Genomic DNA, 17404 nt, shown 5'->3' with positions numbered 1-17404 from the left:
GGACAGGCCCCGCCCACACCCCGCCCGACTCGTCCTCGGACGCCTTGCGCTCCCGGCCGGGCACCCCCTCGTACGCTGTCCGCCCGCCGTCCACCGAGCTGCGAACGGGCGCCGCGATGCCCTCCGGGACCCGGACGGCCGCTGCGGCGCCGACGCCCGAGACGGTCGTCCGAATCACCATCGACCGGCTCGAGGTCCGGGCGGCCCCGCGCGCGGCCGCACCCGCTGCCGCGCGCCCCACCGTGCGTCAGCCCACGCTCAGCCTCGACGAGTACCTCCGGAGGCGGACGTGAGCGACGCCTTCGCGGTGGCCGCCGTGACGGACACGCTGCGCGCGATCCTGCAGAGCGCGGTGGGCTCCCTGGTGCCCGGCACCACGGTCACCGCACGCCCGCCGGACGAGGTCGCCGCCGAGCACACCGACGCCGTACTCAACGTCTTCCTCTACCGGACGACCATCGACGGCACGATGCGCAACCTCGACCCTGAGGGCACCCGCCCGGGAGAGACCCGCCGCCCCGCGCTGCCGCTGGTACTGCACTACCTGATCACCCCGTACACGAGCGCCGACTCCCAGGACTCGGCGGCGCACCGCATCCTCGGCGCCGCGATGGCGACCCTGCACGACCACCCCGAGCTGCGGCCCGCGGACCTCCGCTCCGCCGCCCCGTTCAGCGACCTCCACCGGCAGACCGAACGCGTCCGCCTCACCCCGGTCGGGCTGGGGACGGAGGACATCTCCAAGCTGTGGACGGCCTTCCAGAGCCAGTACCGCACCTCGGCCGCCTACGAGGCGCGGATCGTGCTGCTCGACAGTGCCGACCCCGGACGTTCGCCCCTGCCCGTGGTGCGCAGCGGCGCGCAGGACCGCGGGCCGCTGGCCACCGTGGGCGCCGCAGGCCGGCCGCCCACCCTACGAGCGATCACCCCGGCAGTGGCGCTGCCGGGTGCACAGCTGCTGGTCACCGGCACGGGCCTCGACGCCGGAACACCGGTCCTGCGCCTCACCCACCCCCGGCTGGGCGGCCCGGTCGAGTGTCCCGCGCAGCCGGCCGACGGCGGCGCGCTGCGCGCCACCCTCCCCGCCGACATCGGAGCCGGCCTCTGGTCGGCGACGGTCCGGCTGGAAGCCGCCGACGGCACCCGACAGTCCAGTACGGCCGTGCCGCTCGGCGTCGCGCCGCGGATCACCAACGAACTGCCGATGCAGGTCGCGCGGGACGCCGCCGGCACCGCGGTGCTCCGCGTTCGGTGTGCGCCGCCGGTGCGGACCGACCAGACGGTGCTGTTGCTGGTCGGGGACCTGCCGGTGCCGGCCGAACCGTTCGCCGACTCGAGCAGCACGCTGGTGTTCCGGCTGACCAAGGCCCAGCCCGGCCGGTACGCCCTGAGGCTGCGGGTCGACGGCGCGGACAGCCCGCTGCTCGACCCCACTGCCACGCCGCCGGAGTTCGACACGGCCGCGGCGGTGGTGGTCACATGACGACCGCACCCGGACAGCAACCCGTCGCGCGGCCGGACGGCGGCACCGGCGACGTGCCGGCCGCGGAGAGCTGGGAGGCGGCCAACAGCCACTACCTGACCGCCGCGCTCGGGTGGCTCCGGCTGCTCCTGCGCCGCCACGCCGACAGCCTCCCGACGCCGGTGGACACCCCGTCAGCCTCGGACTCCGCCGCACAACCCGTCACCGAAGCCCGGCTGGCCGCCGCGGCCGAGGAGATGGCACGGGCGGGCGCGGCCGACCCGCCGCCCGCCCTGATCAGCCTCGGCCGCCTGCTCGGGCTCTCACCGTTCGAGCAGAACACGCTGCTGCTCTGCACCGCCCCGGCGCTCGACCCCGGCATCGTCGAGCTGTACGCGCGGGCCCAGGGCTCCGACCGGATGTCCGATCCGACCTTCGCGTTGGCCCTGTCCCTCTTCCCCGACCCGGCCTGGGACACGCTCTCCCCGTACCGCGGGCTGCGCTGGTGGCAGCTGGTCGAAGTCGGGCGGTCGGCCGGGCAGACCCTGGTGAGCAGCCCGCTGCGCGCCGACGAACGCATCGTCGACCACCTCAAGGGGCTCGACTACCTCGACGAACGCCTGGAACCCCTGGTGAGACAGGTGGTGCCGCCGACGGGGAAGGCCGGGCCGTCACCTTCGCAGCACGCGGCCGTCGAGCAGATCACCGCGCACTGGCTCGGGGCACCCGAGCAGCCCGACCGGCGGCCGGCGGTGATCCAGCTCCTCGGCGCCGACCGGGAGAGCAAGCGGACGGTGGCCGCGCAGTGCGCCGCCGCTGCGGGTCTGCTGCTGTACCGGCTGCCGTTGGCCCTGATCCCGGGCACGGCGGCCGAGCTCGACACGGTCGCCCGGCTCTGGCAGCGCGAAGCCCGGCTGCTGCCGCTCGCCCTCTACGTCGACGCGGACGACGACGGGACCGGCTTCGGGCCGGACGACGACGGGCCGGGCGACGAGCGGGACTCGACGCGTCGAATCGGCCGTTTCCTGGAACGCAGCGGCGGACCGTGCTTCCTGGCCACCCGGGAGAGCAGACCCGGCGTGCCCGCACCGACGACGGCAGTGGACATCGCGCCGCCGTCCGCCGCCGAACGGAGCGCGGCATGGGGCACGGTGTTCGGGCCGGCCGACGCGGACCGGCTGGCCGACCAGTTCGCCCTGGACCTCGCCGCGATCGACGAGATCGCCGCCGCGGCGGGCGGCGACCCGGATGCCGCCTGGCAGGGCTGCCTGGCGCGCGCCCGGCCGCGTCTGGGGGCCCTGGCCCAGCGGCTGGAGCCGCGGGTCGGGTGGGAGGACATCGTGCTGCCCGCCGAGCAACTGGGCGTGCTCCGGCAGATCGCCGACCAGGTGGCGCAGCGTGGGACGGTGTACCAGGACTGGGGCTTCGGTGACCGGGTCACCCGGGGCCTGGGCATCAGCGCCCTGTTCACCGGGCCCAGTGGCACGGGCAAGACCATGGCGGCCGAGGTGCTCGCCCGGCACCTGGGCCTCGACCTCTACCGCATCGACTTGTCGGCGGCGGTCAGCAAGTACATCGGCGAGACGGAGAAGAACCTGCGGCGGTTGTTCGACGCGGCCGAGCCCGGCGGCGCGATCCTGTTCTTCGACGAGGCCGACGCGCTCTTCGGCAAGCGCAGCCAGGTCCGGGACTCCCACGACCGCTACGCCAACATCGAGGTCAGCTACCTGCTCCAACGCATGGAGGCGTACCAGGGGCTGGCGATCCTCGCCACCAACCTGCGCCGCTCGCTGGACACCGCGTTCCTCCGGCGTCTGCGGTTCGTCGTCCCGTTCGCCTTCCCCGGCACCGGTGAGCGCCGCGCGATGTGGGCGCGGGCCTTCCCGGCGCGCGCCCCGGTCGGCGCGCTCGACCTGGACCGGCTCGCGGCGCTCCCGCTCAGCGGCGGAATGATCCGCAACACCGCGGTCAACGCCGCCTTCGCCGCCGCTTCGGCCGGTACGCCGATCGGCATGCCGGCGGTCCTGGCGGCGGCCCGGGCGGAGCTGCACAAGGCGGAAATGCCCGCCTCCGAGAACGACTTCGTGTGGGACGGCCGGATGGAGGCAGCCGTATGAGGATCGAGCTGCGGATCGCCCGGTTGGTGCTCGACGGCGTCGCCCCAGGCGATGCGGTCGAACTGCGCGAGGCCCTGGAGTGCGAGCTCACCGCCCTGCTGACCGCCGATCCGCCCGTCCCGGGCCGGAACCGCCGCGTCTGCCGGGCCGCCACCGCTGCCGTCGCCGTCGAGGCCGACCCCGCCGTGTTCGGCCGGGGGATCGCCGGCGCGGTGCACCACAGCCTGCGGCACGCCCCAGGAGGAGGCCGATGAGCGGGCGGGCGAGCAAGACCGCCCCGGCCCGGGCAGGCGCTCCGGCCGGCAACCACGCGCAGAGGAGGTGACCGGTGGTACCCACGTCCGCACCGCTTCGCGGCGGCTTCGTCCTGCTCGACCCCGAACAGGGACGCGTCCTGCGGGTCATGCCGTTCCAGTACAACCCCGACAGCCTGACCCGCACGCTGCAGCCGCAAGCGGTCGGCGGCGAGGCGGCGGACCGGCTGGAGGCACTGCGGCTCAAGGGCCCGCCGCACGAGACCTTCAAGTTCGACGCCGAGTTCGACGCGGCCGACCGGCTCGGCACCGGATCCCGCCCCGACCCGACGGCCGGCACCGGGCTGTTCGGGGTGCTGTCGGCACTGGAGACGGCCGTGTACCCAGCCAGCGCGCAACTCCTCCACGAGAACGGGCTGGCCGCCACCGGGATACTCGAGATCGCGCCGACGGAGGCGCCGCTGACCCTGCTGGTCCTGGGCGTGCGCCGGGTCGTGCCGGTGCGCATCACGGACCTCACGGTCACCGAAGAGGCCTACGACGGGGACCTCAACCCGATCCGGGCCAAGGTGGGCGTGACCGTCCGGACCCTCACCGTCGACGACGTCGGCTTCACGCACAAGGCCGGGCTGCTCTACCTGCGCTACCACCAGGGCAAGGAGCAGTTCGCCGGGCTGCCGGCGAACGACCCGGCCGCGGTCGGATTCACCGGGATCTGAGCCCTGCACCCCGGCACCGGGATGCGAGGACGGAACGGGACAGCCCCGAGAGAGGCAAGGATGCTCGAACCCACCAGCAGGTACCACGGCCTCCCCACCGCCACCTGGACATCGCCGGACGGACGGCCCGTCACTTACGTACGGCGACGCTTCCTGCCGCAGCCGGACGACCTGGCGTTCGTCGCCGAGCAGGTCGTGGCACCCGGCGACCGGCTCGACCGGGTCGCCGCCCGGCAGTACGGCGACCCGGAGCAGGCCTGGCGGATCGCCGACGCCAACCGCGCGATGTGGCCGGAGGACCTCACCGCGGTACCCGGCCGGCGGCTGCGGATCGCCCTGCCCTACGGTCTGCCCGGGCCGGCCGCGGGACCGGCCCTGCCGTGATCCGAAGCCTCCAACTGATGCTGCTGGTGGGAAAGGTCCTGCCGGTGCCCGCCCCGGCCGTGCTCGTCGACGCCCTGCAGTCGGCACAGGTCACCACCTCCACGGTCGGGGCGAGCGGCTTCCAGCTGACCTTCGCCGCGGGCCGGAGCTCACCGGTGACCCAGGTGCTGCTGCCGACCGGCCTCCTCGACCCGAAGACCCGTGTGGTGCTGACGGCCCTGGTCGGCGGCCTGCCGCAGGTCCTCATCGACGGCGTGATCACCCGCCAGGAACTCGTGCCCGGCCGTGACCCCGGCACCACCACGCTCACCCTCACCGGCGAGGACCTGTCCCTGCTGATGGACCTGAAGCACAACGAGCGCTGCTATCCGGGAATGCCGCACCACCTGCGGGCGATGACGGTGTGCGCCCTGTACGCGGAGTACGGCATCATCCCGTTGGCCGTCCCCCCGGTGATCGCCGACCTGCCGAACCCGGCCGTCGAGATCCCCGTCCAGTCGAGCACCGATCTTGCGTACCTGCGTTCCATGGCCGCCGACGTCGGATACACCTTCTTCATCGAGCCGGGGCCCGTGCCCGGGACCAGCCTCGCCTACTGGGGACCGCACGTGCGGGCCGGGCTGCTCCAGCCGGCACTCACCGTCGACAGCGGCCCGGCCACCAACGTCGAGTCGCTGAGCTTCGGCTTCGACGGCCTCGCCCGCACCCAGTACACCACCAGGCTGACCGAACCCATCACCAAGATCTCCTTCGACGTACCGATCCCGGACATCAGCCTGCTGCGCCCGCCGCTCGCGCTGAGGCCCGCCCCGGCCCTGCGCGAGGAACCGGTACCGGACCAGACCGGCCGCTCCCTCCCCGAGATCCTCCTGCTGGGTCTCGGCGGCACCGCCGAGTCGGCCGACGCCGTCACCGGCCAGGGCAGCCTCGACGTGCTGCGCTACGGCCACGTGCTCCGGGCCCGCCACCTGGTCGGCGTGCGCGGTGCGGGCCTCGCCTACGACGGCGTGTACTACGTGCGCAGCGTCACGCACAGCATCAAGCGCGGCGAGTACAAGCAGAACTTCACGCTCAGCCGGGACGGCCTCGTCCCGATCACACCGGCGGTGATCCCGTGACGACCCCGCGCACCAGGAAGTGGCACGGTCTGTACCAGGGCGTCGTGGTGTCGAACGTGGACACCTCCGACATGGGCCGCCTGCTGGTACGGGTGCCCGACGTCCTCGGTGACCTCCCCTGCATCTGGGCGGCGCCGCTCTCGCCCCTGGCGGGCACGGCCAGCGGCATGTACGTGGTGCCGCTGCCCAACTCCGGCGTGTGGGTGCAGTTCCTGGAAGGCGACCCGAACCGGGCGGTGTGGGTCGGTTTCTGGCGCGGCGGCGCCGACGAGGTGCCCCCGGCCGCCCGGACCACCCCGCCGGGCGTCCCGCAGATCGTGCTCGCGACACCGTCCCAGAACGCCCTGGTGATCAGCGACATGACCGCTCCCACGGGCGGCATCATCCTGCAACTCCACGGCGAGGCAGGCCCGTTCATCAGGATCAACGAGGCGGGCATCGAGATCTCGTGCGGCCCGGGCCTGGCCAGCATCATGCTCACCGGAACCCAAGTGATCGTCAACAACGGCGCCCTGATGGTGCAGTGAGAGGATGCGATGCCTGGACTGATGCTGCACTCCGGAGCCCTGATCATGTGCGCGCACCCACCGGGCGTGGCGAACATCCCCGTGCCGTCGCAGGAGAGGGTGCTGGTCGCCCTGCAACCCGTCGCCACCGTCGCGGACACCCTGCTCGTCGCGGGCTGTGCGCTGTCGGCCAGCGGCGGCTCCCCGTGCACCGCCCTCACCTGGCTTCAGGTCTCCACCAGGGTGCTGGTCGACGGGCAGCCCGTGCTGCTCCAGCCCGGTCCGCCCCCGAGCACCGGCGCCGCCATCGCCATCGGGAGCCCGCCGCCCAACCCGCCCCTGGTCCAGGCCATGCAGATCCGGGTCTGGGGGATGTGAGGACGGTGGACATCGCCTTCCCCTACCGGATCGACGCCCGCGGTCGCACCGCCGCCGCCACCGACCACGCCGCCCACGTCCGCGACCTGGTCGAGCAGGTGCTCTTCACCTCCCCCGGCGAGCGGGTGAACCGACCGGACTTCGGCTGCGGCCTGCTCGACCTGGTCTTCGGCGCCAACGGCCCCGAGCTGGCGGCGGCCGTCGAGATGACCGCCCAGGCCGCCCTGCAGCGCTGGCTCGGCGACCTGCTCACCGTCGAGTCGCTGAGCGTCACCGCCGAGGAATCCGCCCTGCGCGTCTCGGTGGATTACCGGCTGACCGCCACCGGGCAGAGCCAACGCGTACTCATCGACGGGGGAACGACACCGTGAACGCACCACTGAGATGCGACGACGAACGGCGGCGGGCGGCCGTCCGGGCCCGCGGGCTGGCCGGCCTCACGGGCGTGACGCCCTCCGCCGACGGACGCAGTCTCACCGTGGCCCTCTTCGGCACCGTCCCCGACGGACTGGACCGGCACAGCTTCCGCGTCGAGGGCGGCCGGCGGGTCACCGGCATCCAGGTCGTCTCGGTCTCCCGGGCCGAGCCGAACAGCGGCGACGAGCTGACGCCCTTTCTCCATCTGGCCCTCGACCGGCGCGGCGACGGCTCGGCCTACCGGCTGCGCGCACTCGGCGCCGGTTTCGACGCACGGTACGCCTGCCAGGAGTTCACCTTCCGGCCGGCCCCGCCGGATGACCTCGACTGCGCTCCGGGACGCGACGACTGTCCGCCGCGACTCCGTCCCGAGCCGGCCCTCGACCACCTCGCCAAGGACTACGCGAGCTTCCGCCGGCTGCTCCTGGAACGGCTCGCCCTCACCATGCCCGGGTGGACCGAACGCCACGCACCCGACCTCGGCATCACCCTGGTCGAACTGCTCGCCCACGTCGGGGACCAACTCAGCTATTTCCAGGACGCGGTGGCGACCGAGGCCTACCTGGACACCGCCCGGCTGCGGACCTCCGTCCGCCGCCACGCCCGCCTGGTCGACTACCCCATGCACGACGGCTGCGCGGCCCGCGCCTTCGTCCTCGTCGAGACCGCCGCGCAGATCACCCTCGAACCCGGCGACATCGGGTTCACCGCGGCCCCGCCGAGCGGCTTCCCGCAGACCGGCCCGGTGATCGACGCCGGCGAACTGGCCCGCAGCCGGATGCCGGTCTTCCACCCGCTCCAGCAGCACGAGATCGTCCTGAGGCCCGAGCACAACCGGATCAGCCTGTGGACCTGGGGCGACCGCGCGTGCTGCCTGCCCGTCGGCGCGACCGAGGCAACCCTGCTCGACGAAGTCGTCGGCGCCGGGGCCAGGGCCGACCACGACGGCTACGGCGACGACGACGACAACGGGCAGCGTCCCGCCCGGCCACTGCGGCTCGCCCCCGGGGACATCCTGGTCTTCGAGGAGGTGCTCGGCCCGGTCACCGGCGCCCTGGCCGACGCCGACCCGGAACACCGGCAGGCCGTCCGCCTCACCCGGGTCACCGAGAGCATCGACGCGCTCTACGACACCCGGGTCCTCGAAATCGCCTGGGCCGCCGAGGACGCCCTGACCTTCCCGCTGTGCGTCACCGCCCCCGGCAGCCCCGACCGGGAGGTCTCCGTGGCCCGCGGAAACGCCGTCCTGGTCGAGCACGGCACCTGGAACTCCTGGGCGCCGGGCACCGCTCCGGAGCAGCTCCGCGTCCCCGCGGCCGACGGGCCCGCCGCACCGATCGCCAGAGCGTTCACCCCGGTGCTCGCCGGGACCCCGGTCACCCGGACCGCGCCCTATCCCCGCCCGGCCGAACTCTCCGCCGCACAGGCCCGGCAACTCGCCCGGCTGCCCGACCTGATCCGCGACCGGCTCCGCGACATGAAGCACTCCGGCACCCCGCTCACCGCATCCGACCGACGTCTCCTCAGCACTCTGCTGCCGGCCGGCCGGCGAAGCCGGTACCGCCCCGACGACGATCCCGGACGAACCGTCGCCACCCTGCTCGCCCGCTTCGACGAGATCCTCGACACCAGGCTCCGGCGCCTGGAGGTCCTGGTCCGGCGAGCCCGGTCGGGCCGCATCCTCGACCCCGCCGACATCGGCTGGGAACTCGCGCACACCTGGGGCGAGGAGGCCGCGGCGTCCGTCGACCCACGGAACCCCGCACTGCACGGCCCGGCCCGCGACGCGGTACGGACCGACCCCCGCGCAGCCCTGCCCGACGTCCGGATCCGGGTGGAGGGCACCGCCGACGACCAGCACCCCTGGCAGATCCGCCGCGACCTCCTCGCCAGCCGGCCCCGGGACCGGCACATGGTGGGAGAGACCGACGACGACGGACTGCTCCGACTCCGGTTCGGCGACGGCCGGTGCGGCGCCGTCCCACCCCCGGGAACGACCCTGCTGGCCGCCTACCGCACCGGCAACGGCCGGGCAGGCAACGTCGGCAGTGGGGCCGTCAACCGGATCGCCTCCCGCACCACCGGGCTGGAGGCCGTCCTGGGGGTCCGCAACCCGCTGCCCGCCACCGGCGGCACCGACCCCGAACCCGTGGCCGACGTCCGACTGGCCGCACCGCGCGAACCGTTCCGCAAACTGCTGCGCGCCGTCACCGCCGAGGACTACGCGACCCTCGCCGGCCGCCTGCGCGGCGTGCAGCGCGCCGCCGCCGCCCTGCGCTGGACGGGCAGCTGGTACGAGGCGGACGTCACCGTCGATGCGATCGGCCGCAGCGACGTACCGCGCCCGCTGCTGGAGGAGATCCGGCACGAGCTGCGCCGGTACCGGCGGATCGGACACGACGTGGTCACCGGGCCGGCCCTCCAGGTGCCGCTCGACGTCGCCCTCGACGTCACCGTCGACCCGGACCACATCACCGGGCACGTGCACCGGGCCCTGCTGCTGGCCCTGCGGCCGGGCCGGCTCCCGGGCGGCGGCCTCGGCTTCTTCGACCCCGACGCCCTCACCTTCGGCACCCCGGTACGGGCCAGCCGGCTCGTCGCGCTCGCCGTCGGCGTCCCCGGGGTCCGGCACGCCGAGGTGACCCGGCTGCGCAGGCTCCACGACACCGCGGAGGGCGTGCCGGCCTCCGGGGTCCTCAGGCTCAGGCCCGAGGAGATCGCCCGGCTGGACGACGATGCCGCCCACCCCGAGAACGGGCGGCTCACCCTCAACCTGCGAGGAGGACGATGAGCGGCCCGACCTGCCGCGGCAGTTGCTGCAGCGGCATCGGCACCAGCACGCCGACGCCGATCTGGAACCGGCCCGGACTCCCCGCACTCGGCTACCGGGTCGGCACCTACGGCCAGTTCCTGGACTCCATGCTGGCGCGGCTCTCCGGCGACTCGCATCCGCAGCTGGCCACGCTGACCACCCGTGAGCCCGACGACCCGTCAATCGCCCTGCTGGACGGCTGGGCCGTCATCGCGGACATCCTCACCTTCTACCAGGAGCGCATCGCCAACGAGGGGTACCTGCGGACCGCGGTCGAGGAGGAGTCCCTGGCCCGGCTCGGCACACTCGTCGGTCACCGTCCCCGCCCCGCGCTCGCCGCCGGCACATTCCTCGCCTACACCCTCGACCCGGGTACCCGCTCGACCGTCCCGGCGGGCTCCCAGGTCAAGAGCGCCCCGCCGCCCGGGGGACTCCCGCAGACCTTCGAGACCTCGGAGGACCTCACCGCCCGCGCCGAGTGGAACCGGCTACCGGTCCAGCAGACCGGCCTGCCCGGCATCACCCCGGACACCGCGGGCAGCCTGCCGCTGCTGGAACTCTCCGGCGTCCACCCCACCATCGGCGCCGGAGACCGTCTGCTCTTCACGTTCACCACCCCGGACCACAACTGCCTGCGCGTGGTGTCCGCCGGCCGGCCCGACCCGCAGCCCGGCCGTACCGAGGTCGACCTCGAAGTGCCGGGCGCCGTCGAGCGCTACGCCGATTCCCTCGGCCGGCTCGCCGGGGCCATCGAGACGGCGACGCCGGAACCGTCAGCCGAGGGGATCGCGGTGCGCGACGCCATCGAGCTGTCCGCGGAGGCGGCCCAGGCCCTGGCGGGCCTGCTGGACGCGGCGCACGGACGGGGCAGCCTGCCCGACCCGTCCACCATCGCGCCTGCGTTCGGCAGCCCGCTCACCGCCCTCACCCGAGAGATCGGGGCGGCCCAGACGCAGGGGAAACACGAACTCGAGAAGCACCTCAACGCAGTGGCCGAGGCGGCCCGGGCCGCCATGGCAGCCGCCACGGAAGCGGCTGCCGAGGCGGGTGCAGAGGCCGCCGCCGAAGCGGCCGACACGGAGGCCGTGGCGCCGACTCCCGCCGAGCCGGAGCCCCCGGAACAGCCGGCGGCCGGCGCAGCGGAGGCCGTCACCGTGGTGCTGCCCGCCCCCGGGTTCGCCGCAGCGGCCGCGCCGGGCACCCTTGCGGCAGCAGCCCCCACGACCGCACCTGCACCCGCCCCCAGCCTCCCGGGGCCCCTGCAGGCCGGCCAGGTCGCCACCGCGCTCGACGCGATCGTTCCGCTGCTCGACGGCCTCGCCCGCCCACCCGCGCGCCCTCCGGCCGGCCGGAACGAGCCGCTGCCCCCCGTGGCCGACCTCTTCCGCCCCGAGTCCGACACCCTGCTCCGGCTCCTCGCCGCGGCCCGTCCGGGAATCGCCGGGCAGCTCTACAGCGCCGTCGCCGGCGCCCCGCCCGCCGCCTCCGACCAGTTCACCGGCGTGTTCCGCTTCCGGGTCAAGGCCGCGCCCCTGGGTGCCACCATCCCCGACGCAGTGGACGCCCACGATCATGCCGTGCCAGGCAGCGGCATCGGACAGCTGTCCGCGGAGGCCCGGTCCGGTGACGGCCGGGACCTCACCCTGGACGCCGTGTACGACACCATCCTCCCCGGCAGCTGGATCGCCGTACGGACCGTCACCGCGGAGGACTACGTCCCGGACCGCACCCCCAGGATCATCAAGGTCACCGACGTCACCCAACTGGCCGTCGCCGGTCAGAACTACGCCACCAAGGTGACCCAGCTGCGCCTGGAGAAGCCCTGGACCAGGCGGCCCGCCGAACCCGTCGTCCGACGGGCCACCACCGTCTGGGCGGCGGGGGAGCAACTTCCGGTGGTCGGCCCCCCGATCACCGAGGACGTGTCCGGACGCCGGATCGAGCTCGCCGGCGCCTTCGACGGCCTGGCTCCCGGCCGATGGCTGATCGTCTCCGGGGAGCGGGCCGTCGTCTCCGGGGAGCCGACCGGCCTCGGGCCCACCACCCGGGTGCCGGGCACCGAACTCGTCATGCTCGGCGGAGTCGAGCAGTCCTTCATCCAGCCCTCGCTGCCCGGCGACCGTGTCCGCACCACACTGGTCCTCGCCACCGACCTCGCCTACAGCTACCGCAGGGACACCGTGGTGATCCACGGCAACGTCGTTCCCGCCACCGCCGGCGAGAGCCGCAGCGAGGTGCTCGGCAGCGGCGACGCCACCCAGGCGGGACAGACACTACCTCTACGGCAGAGCCCCCTCACGTGGCTGCCCGCCACCACTCCTGACGGATCGGCACCCACCCTGACCGTCCGGGTCGGCGCGGTGACCTGGCCACGGACCGAGGACCTCACCGCGCTCGGCCCGGCCGACGCCGGATACCGGCTGCTCACGACCGCCGACGGAGGCACCGCCGTCGGGTTCGGCGACGGCCTGCACGGCCGCCGGCTGCCGACCGGTGTGGAGAACGTCACGGCCACGTACCGCATCGGCGGCGGCAGCGCGGGCAATCTCGCCGCGGACCAGATCAACCAGGTGGTGAGCAGGCCCCTCGGAGTCAGCAGCGCCACCAACCCGCTCCCCTCGACCGGCGGCACCGACACCGACGACCCCGCCTACACCCGTACCGCGATCCCCCTGCGGCTCGGCGCGTTCGACCGGCTGGTGTCGGTCCGCGACCACCAGGACTTCGCCCTGGCCTTCGCCGGCATCGGCAAGGCCCTCGCGCGCCGCTGCTCGGACGGCCGCCGGTCACTCGTCCAGGTCACCGTCGCCGCCGTCGCGGACGCCGCCCTGGACGCCGGATCACCCCTGGTCGCCGCTCTGCAGGCAGCGCTGAACCGCTACGGGGACCCTCAGCTCCCCGTCCTCGTGGACGTGTGCCACCGGGTGCGGCTCGTCCTCGCGGCCGGGGTCCGGGTGCTGCCCGACCACGGCTGGGACACCGTCGAACCGGCGGTCCGCGCCGCTCTGCTCCGCGCTCTCGGGTTCGCCGCCGCGGACATCGGCCGACCGGTCTACCTGAGCACGGCCATCGCCGCCGTCCAGGCCGTGCCGGGCGTCGACCACGTGAACGTCGACGTCTTCGCGGGCCTCCCCGACGACCTCCGCCCGGACGACCTGAAGGCGGTCGCGGGCCGCCTCACCACCGCTGCGATCTGCGTACCCGCCGCGCCCGCCGGGGACGGCCCGCAGCAGTCCGCCGGGGACGCGATGAACCCGCTCCGCCCGGACCCGGCCCAACTCGTCCTGCTCGACCCGGCGTTGCCCGAGACCCTCATCCTGCGGAGAATCCCATGACCCCGGACCAGCTGTACGAGCTGCTGCCCGCCGTCCACCGGCGGCGGGACGCCGAGACCGGCGGCCGGCTGGCGGCGCTCCTCGCGGTCATCGCCGAACAGGCCGACGTCGTCCAGGCCGACATCGAGCGGCTCTACGCCAACTGGTTCATCGAGACCTGCGAAGACTGGGTCGTCTCCTACCTGGGCGACCTGGTCGGCTACCGGATGCTGCCCGGCGCGCTCGCCGAGGTCGGCGACGACCCGGCCGAGGCCCAGCGGCTGCGCTCCGTGGCTCTGCCCCGCCGGGAGGTGGCGGCCACCGTCGCCAACCGCCGCCGCAAGGGCACCCTCACCCTCCTCCAGGACCTCGCGGCCGACGTCGCCGACTGGCCCGCGCGCGCCGTCGAACACCGCCGCCTGCTCGCCCTCACCCAGCCGATCCGTCGGTACACGGCCGACGACCACGACATCCGTCGCCGACTGCGCGCCGGAAGACTCGTCGACCTGCGCCGCATCGACGCCCTCGACCGGATCGACGGGCCCTTCGACGAGCTGGCCCACACCGTGGAGGTCCCCCGCACCGGGGCGACCCGCCGCCAAGGGAGGTACGGCATCCCCGACGTCACCCTGCACGTCTGGCGCGTTCGCGCCCACCCGGTGACCCGCGCCCCCGCGTTCTGCATCGACCGGGCCCGTTCCTGCTACACCTTCAGCGTCCTGGGCAACGACGCCCAGCTCTTCACGCGGCCCGCCCCGGAACCGACCGCCGGTCACATCGCGGACGAGACCGACGTGCCGGCGCCGATCAGACGGCGAGCCCTGGCGGAGCGGCTCGCCGATTACTACGGCCCGGGCAAGAGCATCTGCGTGTGGACCGGACCGGGTCGCGGCGACCTGCTGCCGTTGGAGCGGATCGTGCCCGCCGACCTGTCCGGCTGGGCCTACCACCCGCACGGCGGGCAGGTCGCGCTCGACCCGGTGCTCGGGCGGCTCGCGTTCCCCTCCCGGCACGCCCCTGAGGAGGGTGTCTGGGTCAGCTACCACTACGGCTTCCCGGCCGACCTCGGCGGCGGCGAGTACCCCCGGCCCGACACCACGCCGGACTCGCCCGGCACCCGCCGCTACCTGGTCGGCCCGGGCGGGGAATACGCCCGGATCACCGACGCACTCGAACAGTGGCGGACCGACAAGCTCGGCCACCACCGCCGGCACCGCCGTCGGCACGAGCATCCGGACCACGCGTCGGACCACCGCCCACCATCGGACACGCCGTCCCACGCGCCGTCCGACACCGCCACGGCGGCCCCGAGGCCCGCTCCCGTCGAAGCGGTCATCGAGATCACCTCCAGCGAGACCTACCAGGACCTCCTCGACATCCGCCTCGACCGGGGGGACCGGCTCACCGTCCGCGCCGCCGACGGCGCCCGGCCCGTCCTCCGGCTGCTCGACTGGTCCGGCAACCGTCCCGACGCACTGCGGATCACCGGAACGGGCCGTGGCACGGGACCACTGCCCGCCGTCGTCCTCGACGGGCTCACCGTCACCGGTCGCAGCGTCCAGATCCGCGGACAGATCGGGCACCTCACCCTCCGCCACTGCACCCTGGTGCCCGGCTGGGACCTCGACGCGCGCTGCCGGCCGCAGCAACCGGAAGAAGCCAGCCTGGAACTGTTGGACACCCCGGCCGACGTCCTGGTCGAACACACCATCCTCGGCACCATCGTGGCCGGCCGGCACGAGATGCCGTGCGAGCCCAACCGTCTCCACCTCTCCGACAGCGTGCTCGACGCCACCGGACGGCAGTACGCCGCGCTGACCGGTGTGGAGGGCAACCCGGCCCCGGTGGTGCTCTCGGCCAGCCGCAGCACCGTGATCGGAACCCTCCGCGTCCACGCCGCCGGACTGCTGGAGAACTGCCTGCTGGACGGCGAGGTCCAGACCACCGACGTGACCGCCGGGTGCGTCCGGTTCTGCTGGCTGCCCCCGGGCTCCCGCACCCCCCGCCGGTTCCACTGCGAGCCCGACCGCTCCGGGGACCCGGCCCGGGTCTCTCCCCGGTTCGCCAGCACCCGCTACGGCACCCCCGGGTACATCCGGCTCAGCGACGACTGCGCCGACGAGATCCGTCGCGGCGCAGAGGACGGATCCGAACCGGGGGCCCTGCACGACCTCTTCCAGCCGCTGCGGGAGGACGGCCTGCGCGCCAGGCTCGCCGAGTACACCCCGGCCGGCTGTGACAGCGGGATCCACTTCGTCACGTGAGCCTGCCGCCCACCGGGTACGCCGTCTTCCATCATGGGGCAGGTATCCAGCCGCGGTTCAGCCAGGGAGCCAACCATGCAAGGCGACTTCTCCCGCATCACCTTCGATCCGGCCCAGCGCTTCTCGGCCGTCCTCTCCCAGCAGGGACGGGTGCAACTCGACTCCGAGATCAACGAGCAGACGGCGATCCTGCTGTACTACCTGCGCAGCCTGGCCGCCGACGTGCTCGGGCCCGCCGCCTACCCGGCCGGCCCTGACGGAAAGGCCGGCGGCGGATTCAAAGTCGACTTCACGGACGGCGACCTCACCGTGTCGGCCGGCCGGATGTACGTCGCCGGCATCCTGTGCGAGTGCACCGGCGCCGAGTACTGGACCCAGCCCGACGGCTACCTCGACGACAGCGACCCGCCCCTGCCCGCCGGAGCGTTCCTGGTCTACCTGAGGGTCTGGGAGCGGCTGGTCACCGCGAACGAGGCCCCGGCCATCCGGGAGGTCGCCCTCGGCCTGTACGGACCCGACACCACCGTCCGGACCAAGGTGGTGTGGCAGATCTGCTGGCTGCCCCTCGGCCCCGACCTCGCCATCCCCGACAAGGAGACGGCATCCCGGTTCCTCTCCGCCCGGCTCGCCCGGGCCTTCGGCACCGGCCCACTGCTCGCCGCCCGGGCCCAGCGCCCCCAGGCCGAGAGCGAACCCAGCGAGCTGTCGCCCGACTCCGGCTACCGCGGGCCCGAGAACCAGCTCTACCGGGTCGAGGTGCACCGCGGCGGCACGGCCGGAACGGCGACGTTCAAGTGGTCCCGGGAGAACGCCTCGGTGACCCTGCCGATCCGGCCCCTCTCCGGGGCCACGGTCGAGTTGGACACGCTCGGCCGGGACGGCAGGCTCGGACTGGAGACCGGCGACCTCGTCGAGATCGTGGACGACAGCTGGATCCACCGGGGCCCCGACGACACCGCGGACCGGCCGAGCCCCCGGCTCTACACCGTCGCCGAGATCGACCACACCACCCGCCGAGTCGTCCTCGACCCCGACCCGGCCTCGGACCCGAACCGACGGGCCGTCGGCTCCGACCCGGACCGCCACCCCCTGTTGCGCCGCTGGGACCACCGGCTCCCGACGCCGCCGAACGGCGACGGCACCACCGACACCGGCGGAGCCCTCCCGATCCGGGAGAACGACTGGCTTCCGCTCGAGGACGGCGTGGAGGTGCAGTTCGCAGCGAGCGACGACCCGACCAAGCCCCGTACCTACCGCGCGGGCGACCACTGGCTGATCCCTGCCCGCGTCGTCACCGGCGGCGTGGACTGGCCCACCGACTCCCAGGACCGGCCGCAGTCGAGGCCGCCCGACGGCATCACCTACCACTACGCACCGCTCGCCCTCGTCGAAGAGGCCGGTGCCCCCGTCCGCCAGGTCGTCGACCTGCGAATCCCGTTCCCCCACTCCAGCCCCGGCTGAGGGCTCCTGCATATCTGCTCCCACGCCGGGAAGCCTCCGCCGGCTGCGGGTGTTCCGGTGCGGTGGGCGACCAGCACCCGCAGAACCGGCGGGCCAGAAACGGGAGTTGAGCAGAATCAAGAGCGGCATCCCCAGTGGCGGAACCTCACCCACCGGGGCTGCCGCTCAGCGGCAAGCCGAGCCGGCGGCCGCTGCACT

The 17404-nt window shown here is 74.0% G+C and carries 13 protein-coding genes; all 13 read left to right on the top strand.

The genetic code is table 11. From position 1 onward, the window contains the following. The first annotated feature begins 289 nt into the window (after positions 1–289). Positions 290–1483, top strand: coding sequence for a DUF4255 domain-containing protein (locus ACWCXH_RS27755; protein ID WP_449804208.1), 1194 nt, complete (start codon positions 290–292; stop codon positions 1481–1483). After that, complete coding sequence (locus tag ACWCXH_RS27750) at positions 1480–3579, top strand: ATP-binding protein (protein WP_449804207.1); 2100 nt, start codon at positions 1480–1482, stop codon at positions 3577–3579. The genes ACWCXH_RS27755 and ACWCXH_RS27750 overlap by 4 nt, the downstream gene beginning before the upstream one ends. After that, the gene (locus ACWCXH_RS27745; RefSeq protein ID WP_449804206.1) at positions 3576–3833 is read left to right on the top strand and encodes a hypothetical protein; all 258 of its coding nucleotides are present in this window, start codon (positions 3576–3578) and stop codon (positions 3831–3833) included. The genes ACWCXH_RS27750 and ACWCXH_RS27745 overlap by 4 nt, the downstream gene beginning before the upstream one ends. A gap of 74 nt (positions 3834–3907) precedes the next feature. Then, positions 3908–4552, top strand: a complete 645-nt coding sequence (locus tag ACWCXH_RS27740; protein ID WP_449804205.1) for a hypothetical protein — start codon at positions 3908–3910, stop codon at positions 4550–4552. A 60-nt stretch (positions 4553–4612) separates the two neighbouring features. Further along, a complete protein-coding gene (locus ACWCXH_RS27735; protein WP_449804204.1) occupies positions 4613–4936 on the top strand; it encodes a hypothetical protein in 324 nt (107 codons plus the stop codon). A gap of 17 nt (positions 4937–4953) precedes the next feature. Further along, positions 4954–6054 (top strand): hypothetical protein, encoded by a 1101-nt coding sequence (locus ACWCXH_RS27730; RefSeq protein ID WP_449804203.1) that lies wholly within the window; start codon positions 4954–4956, stop codon positions 6052–6054. After that, entirely contained in the window at positions 6051–6581 is a 531-nt protein-coding gene (locus ACWCXH_RS27725) for a phage baseplate assembly protein V (protein ID WP_449804202.1), read from the top strand. Before ACWCXH_RS27730 ends, ACWCXH_RS27725 begins: the two co-directional genes overlap by 4 nt. A gap of 9 nt (positions 6582–6590) precedes the next feature. Beyond that, positions 6591–6938 carry a hypothetical protein gene (locus tag ACWCXH_RS27720; protein WP_449804201.1) on the top strand — a complete coding sequence of 116 codons (348 nt, stop codon included), beginning with the start codon at positions 6591–6593 and terminating at the stop codon, positions 6936–6938. Further along, positions 6935–7309 carry a GPW/gp25 family protein gene (locus tag ACWCXH_RS27715; protein WP_449804200.1) on the top strand — a complete coding sequence of 125 codons (375 nt, stop codon included), beginning with the start codon at positions 6935–6937 and terminating at the stop codon, positions 7307–7309. The genes ACWCXH_RS27720 and ACWCXH_RS27715 overlap by 4 nt, the downstream gene beginning before the upstream one ends. Further along, complete coding sequence (locus ACWCXH_RS27710) at positions 7306–10146, top strand: putative baseplate assembly protein (RefSeq protein ID WP_449804199.1); 2841 nt, start codon at positions 7306–7308, stop codon at positions 10144–10146. Before ACWCXH_RS27715 ends, ACWCXH_RS27710 begins: the two co-directional genes overlap by 4 nt. Continuing rightward, on the top strand, positions 10143–13502 hold the full coding sequence (locus ACWCXH_RS27705) for a putative baseplate assembly protein (protein ID WP_449804198.1): 3360 nt from the start codon (positions 10143–10145) through the stop codon (positions 13500–13502). Before ACWCXH_RS27710 ends, ACWCXH_RS27705 begins: the two co-directional genes overlap by 4 nt. Continuing rightward, positions 13499–15745 (top strand): hypothetical protein, encoded by a 2247-nt coding sequence (locus ACWCXH_RS27700; RefSeq protein WP_449804197.1) that lies wholly within the window; start codon positions 13499–13501, stop codon positions 15743–15745. Before ACWCXH_RS27705 ends, ACWCXH_RS27700 begins: the two co-directional genes overlap by 4 nt. Before the next feature lie 75 nt (positions 15746–15820). After that, positions 15821–17206 (top strand): DUF6519 domain-containing protein, encoded by a 1386-nt coding sequence (locus ACWCXH_RS27695; RefSeq protein ID WP_449804196.1) that lies wholly within the window; start codon positions 15821–15823, stop codon positions 17204–17206. Positions 17207–17404 lie beyond the last annotated feature (198 nt).

This window comes from Kitasatospora sp. NPDC001660 (genome assembly GCF_053596725.1).
Note: the sequence above shows the minus strand (reverse complement) of the source record. Positions and strands in the feature narration are given on the sequence as shown.

What these genes read in the sequence shown, in the direction of transcription:
- ACWCXH_RS27750 (WP_449804207.1), top strand. Translation starts at nt 1,480, where the DNA reads ATGACGACCGCACCCGGACAGCAACCCGTCGCGCGGCCGGACGGCGGC.
- ACWCXH_RS27745 (WP_449804206.1), top strand. Translation starts at nt 3,576, where the DNA reads ATGAGGATCGAGCTGCGGATCGCCCGGTTGGTGCTCGACGGCGTCGCC.
- ACWCXH_RS27735 (WP_449804204.1), top strand. Translation starts at nt 4,613, where the DNA reads ATGCTCGAACCCACCAGCAGGTACCACGGCCTCCCCACCGCCACCTGG.
- ACWCXH_RS27730 (WP_449804203.1), top strand. Translation starts at nt 4,954, where the DNA reads ATGCTGCTGGTGGGAAAGGTCCTGCCGGTGCCCGCCCCGGCCGTGCTC.
- ACWCXH_RS27720 (WP_449804201.1), top strand. Translation starts at nt 6,591, where the DNA reads ATGCCTGGACTGATGCTGCACTCCGGAGCCCTGATCATGTGCGCGCAC.
- ACWCXH_RS27705 (WP_449804198.1), top strand. Translation starts at nt 10,143, where the DNA reads ATGAGCGGCCCGACCTGCCGCGGCAGTTGCTGCAGCGGCATCGGCACC.
- ACWCXH_RS27700 (WP_449804197.1), top strand. Translation starts at nt 13,499, where the DNA reads ATGACCCCGGACCAGCTGTACGAGCTGCTGCCCGCCGTCCACCGGCGG.
- ACWCXH_RS27695 (WP_449804196.1), top strand. Translation starts at nt 15,821, where the DNA reads ATGCAAGGCGACTTCTCCCGCATCACCTTCGATCCGGCCCAGCGCTTC.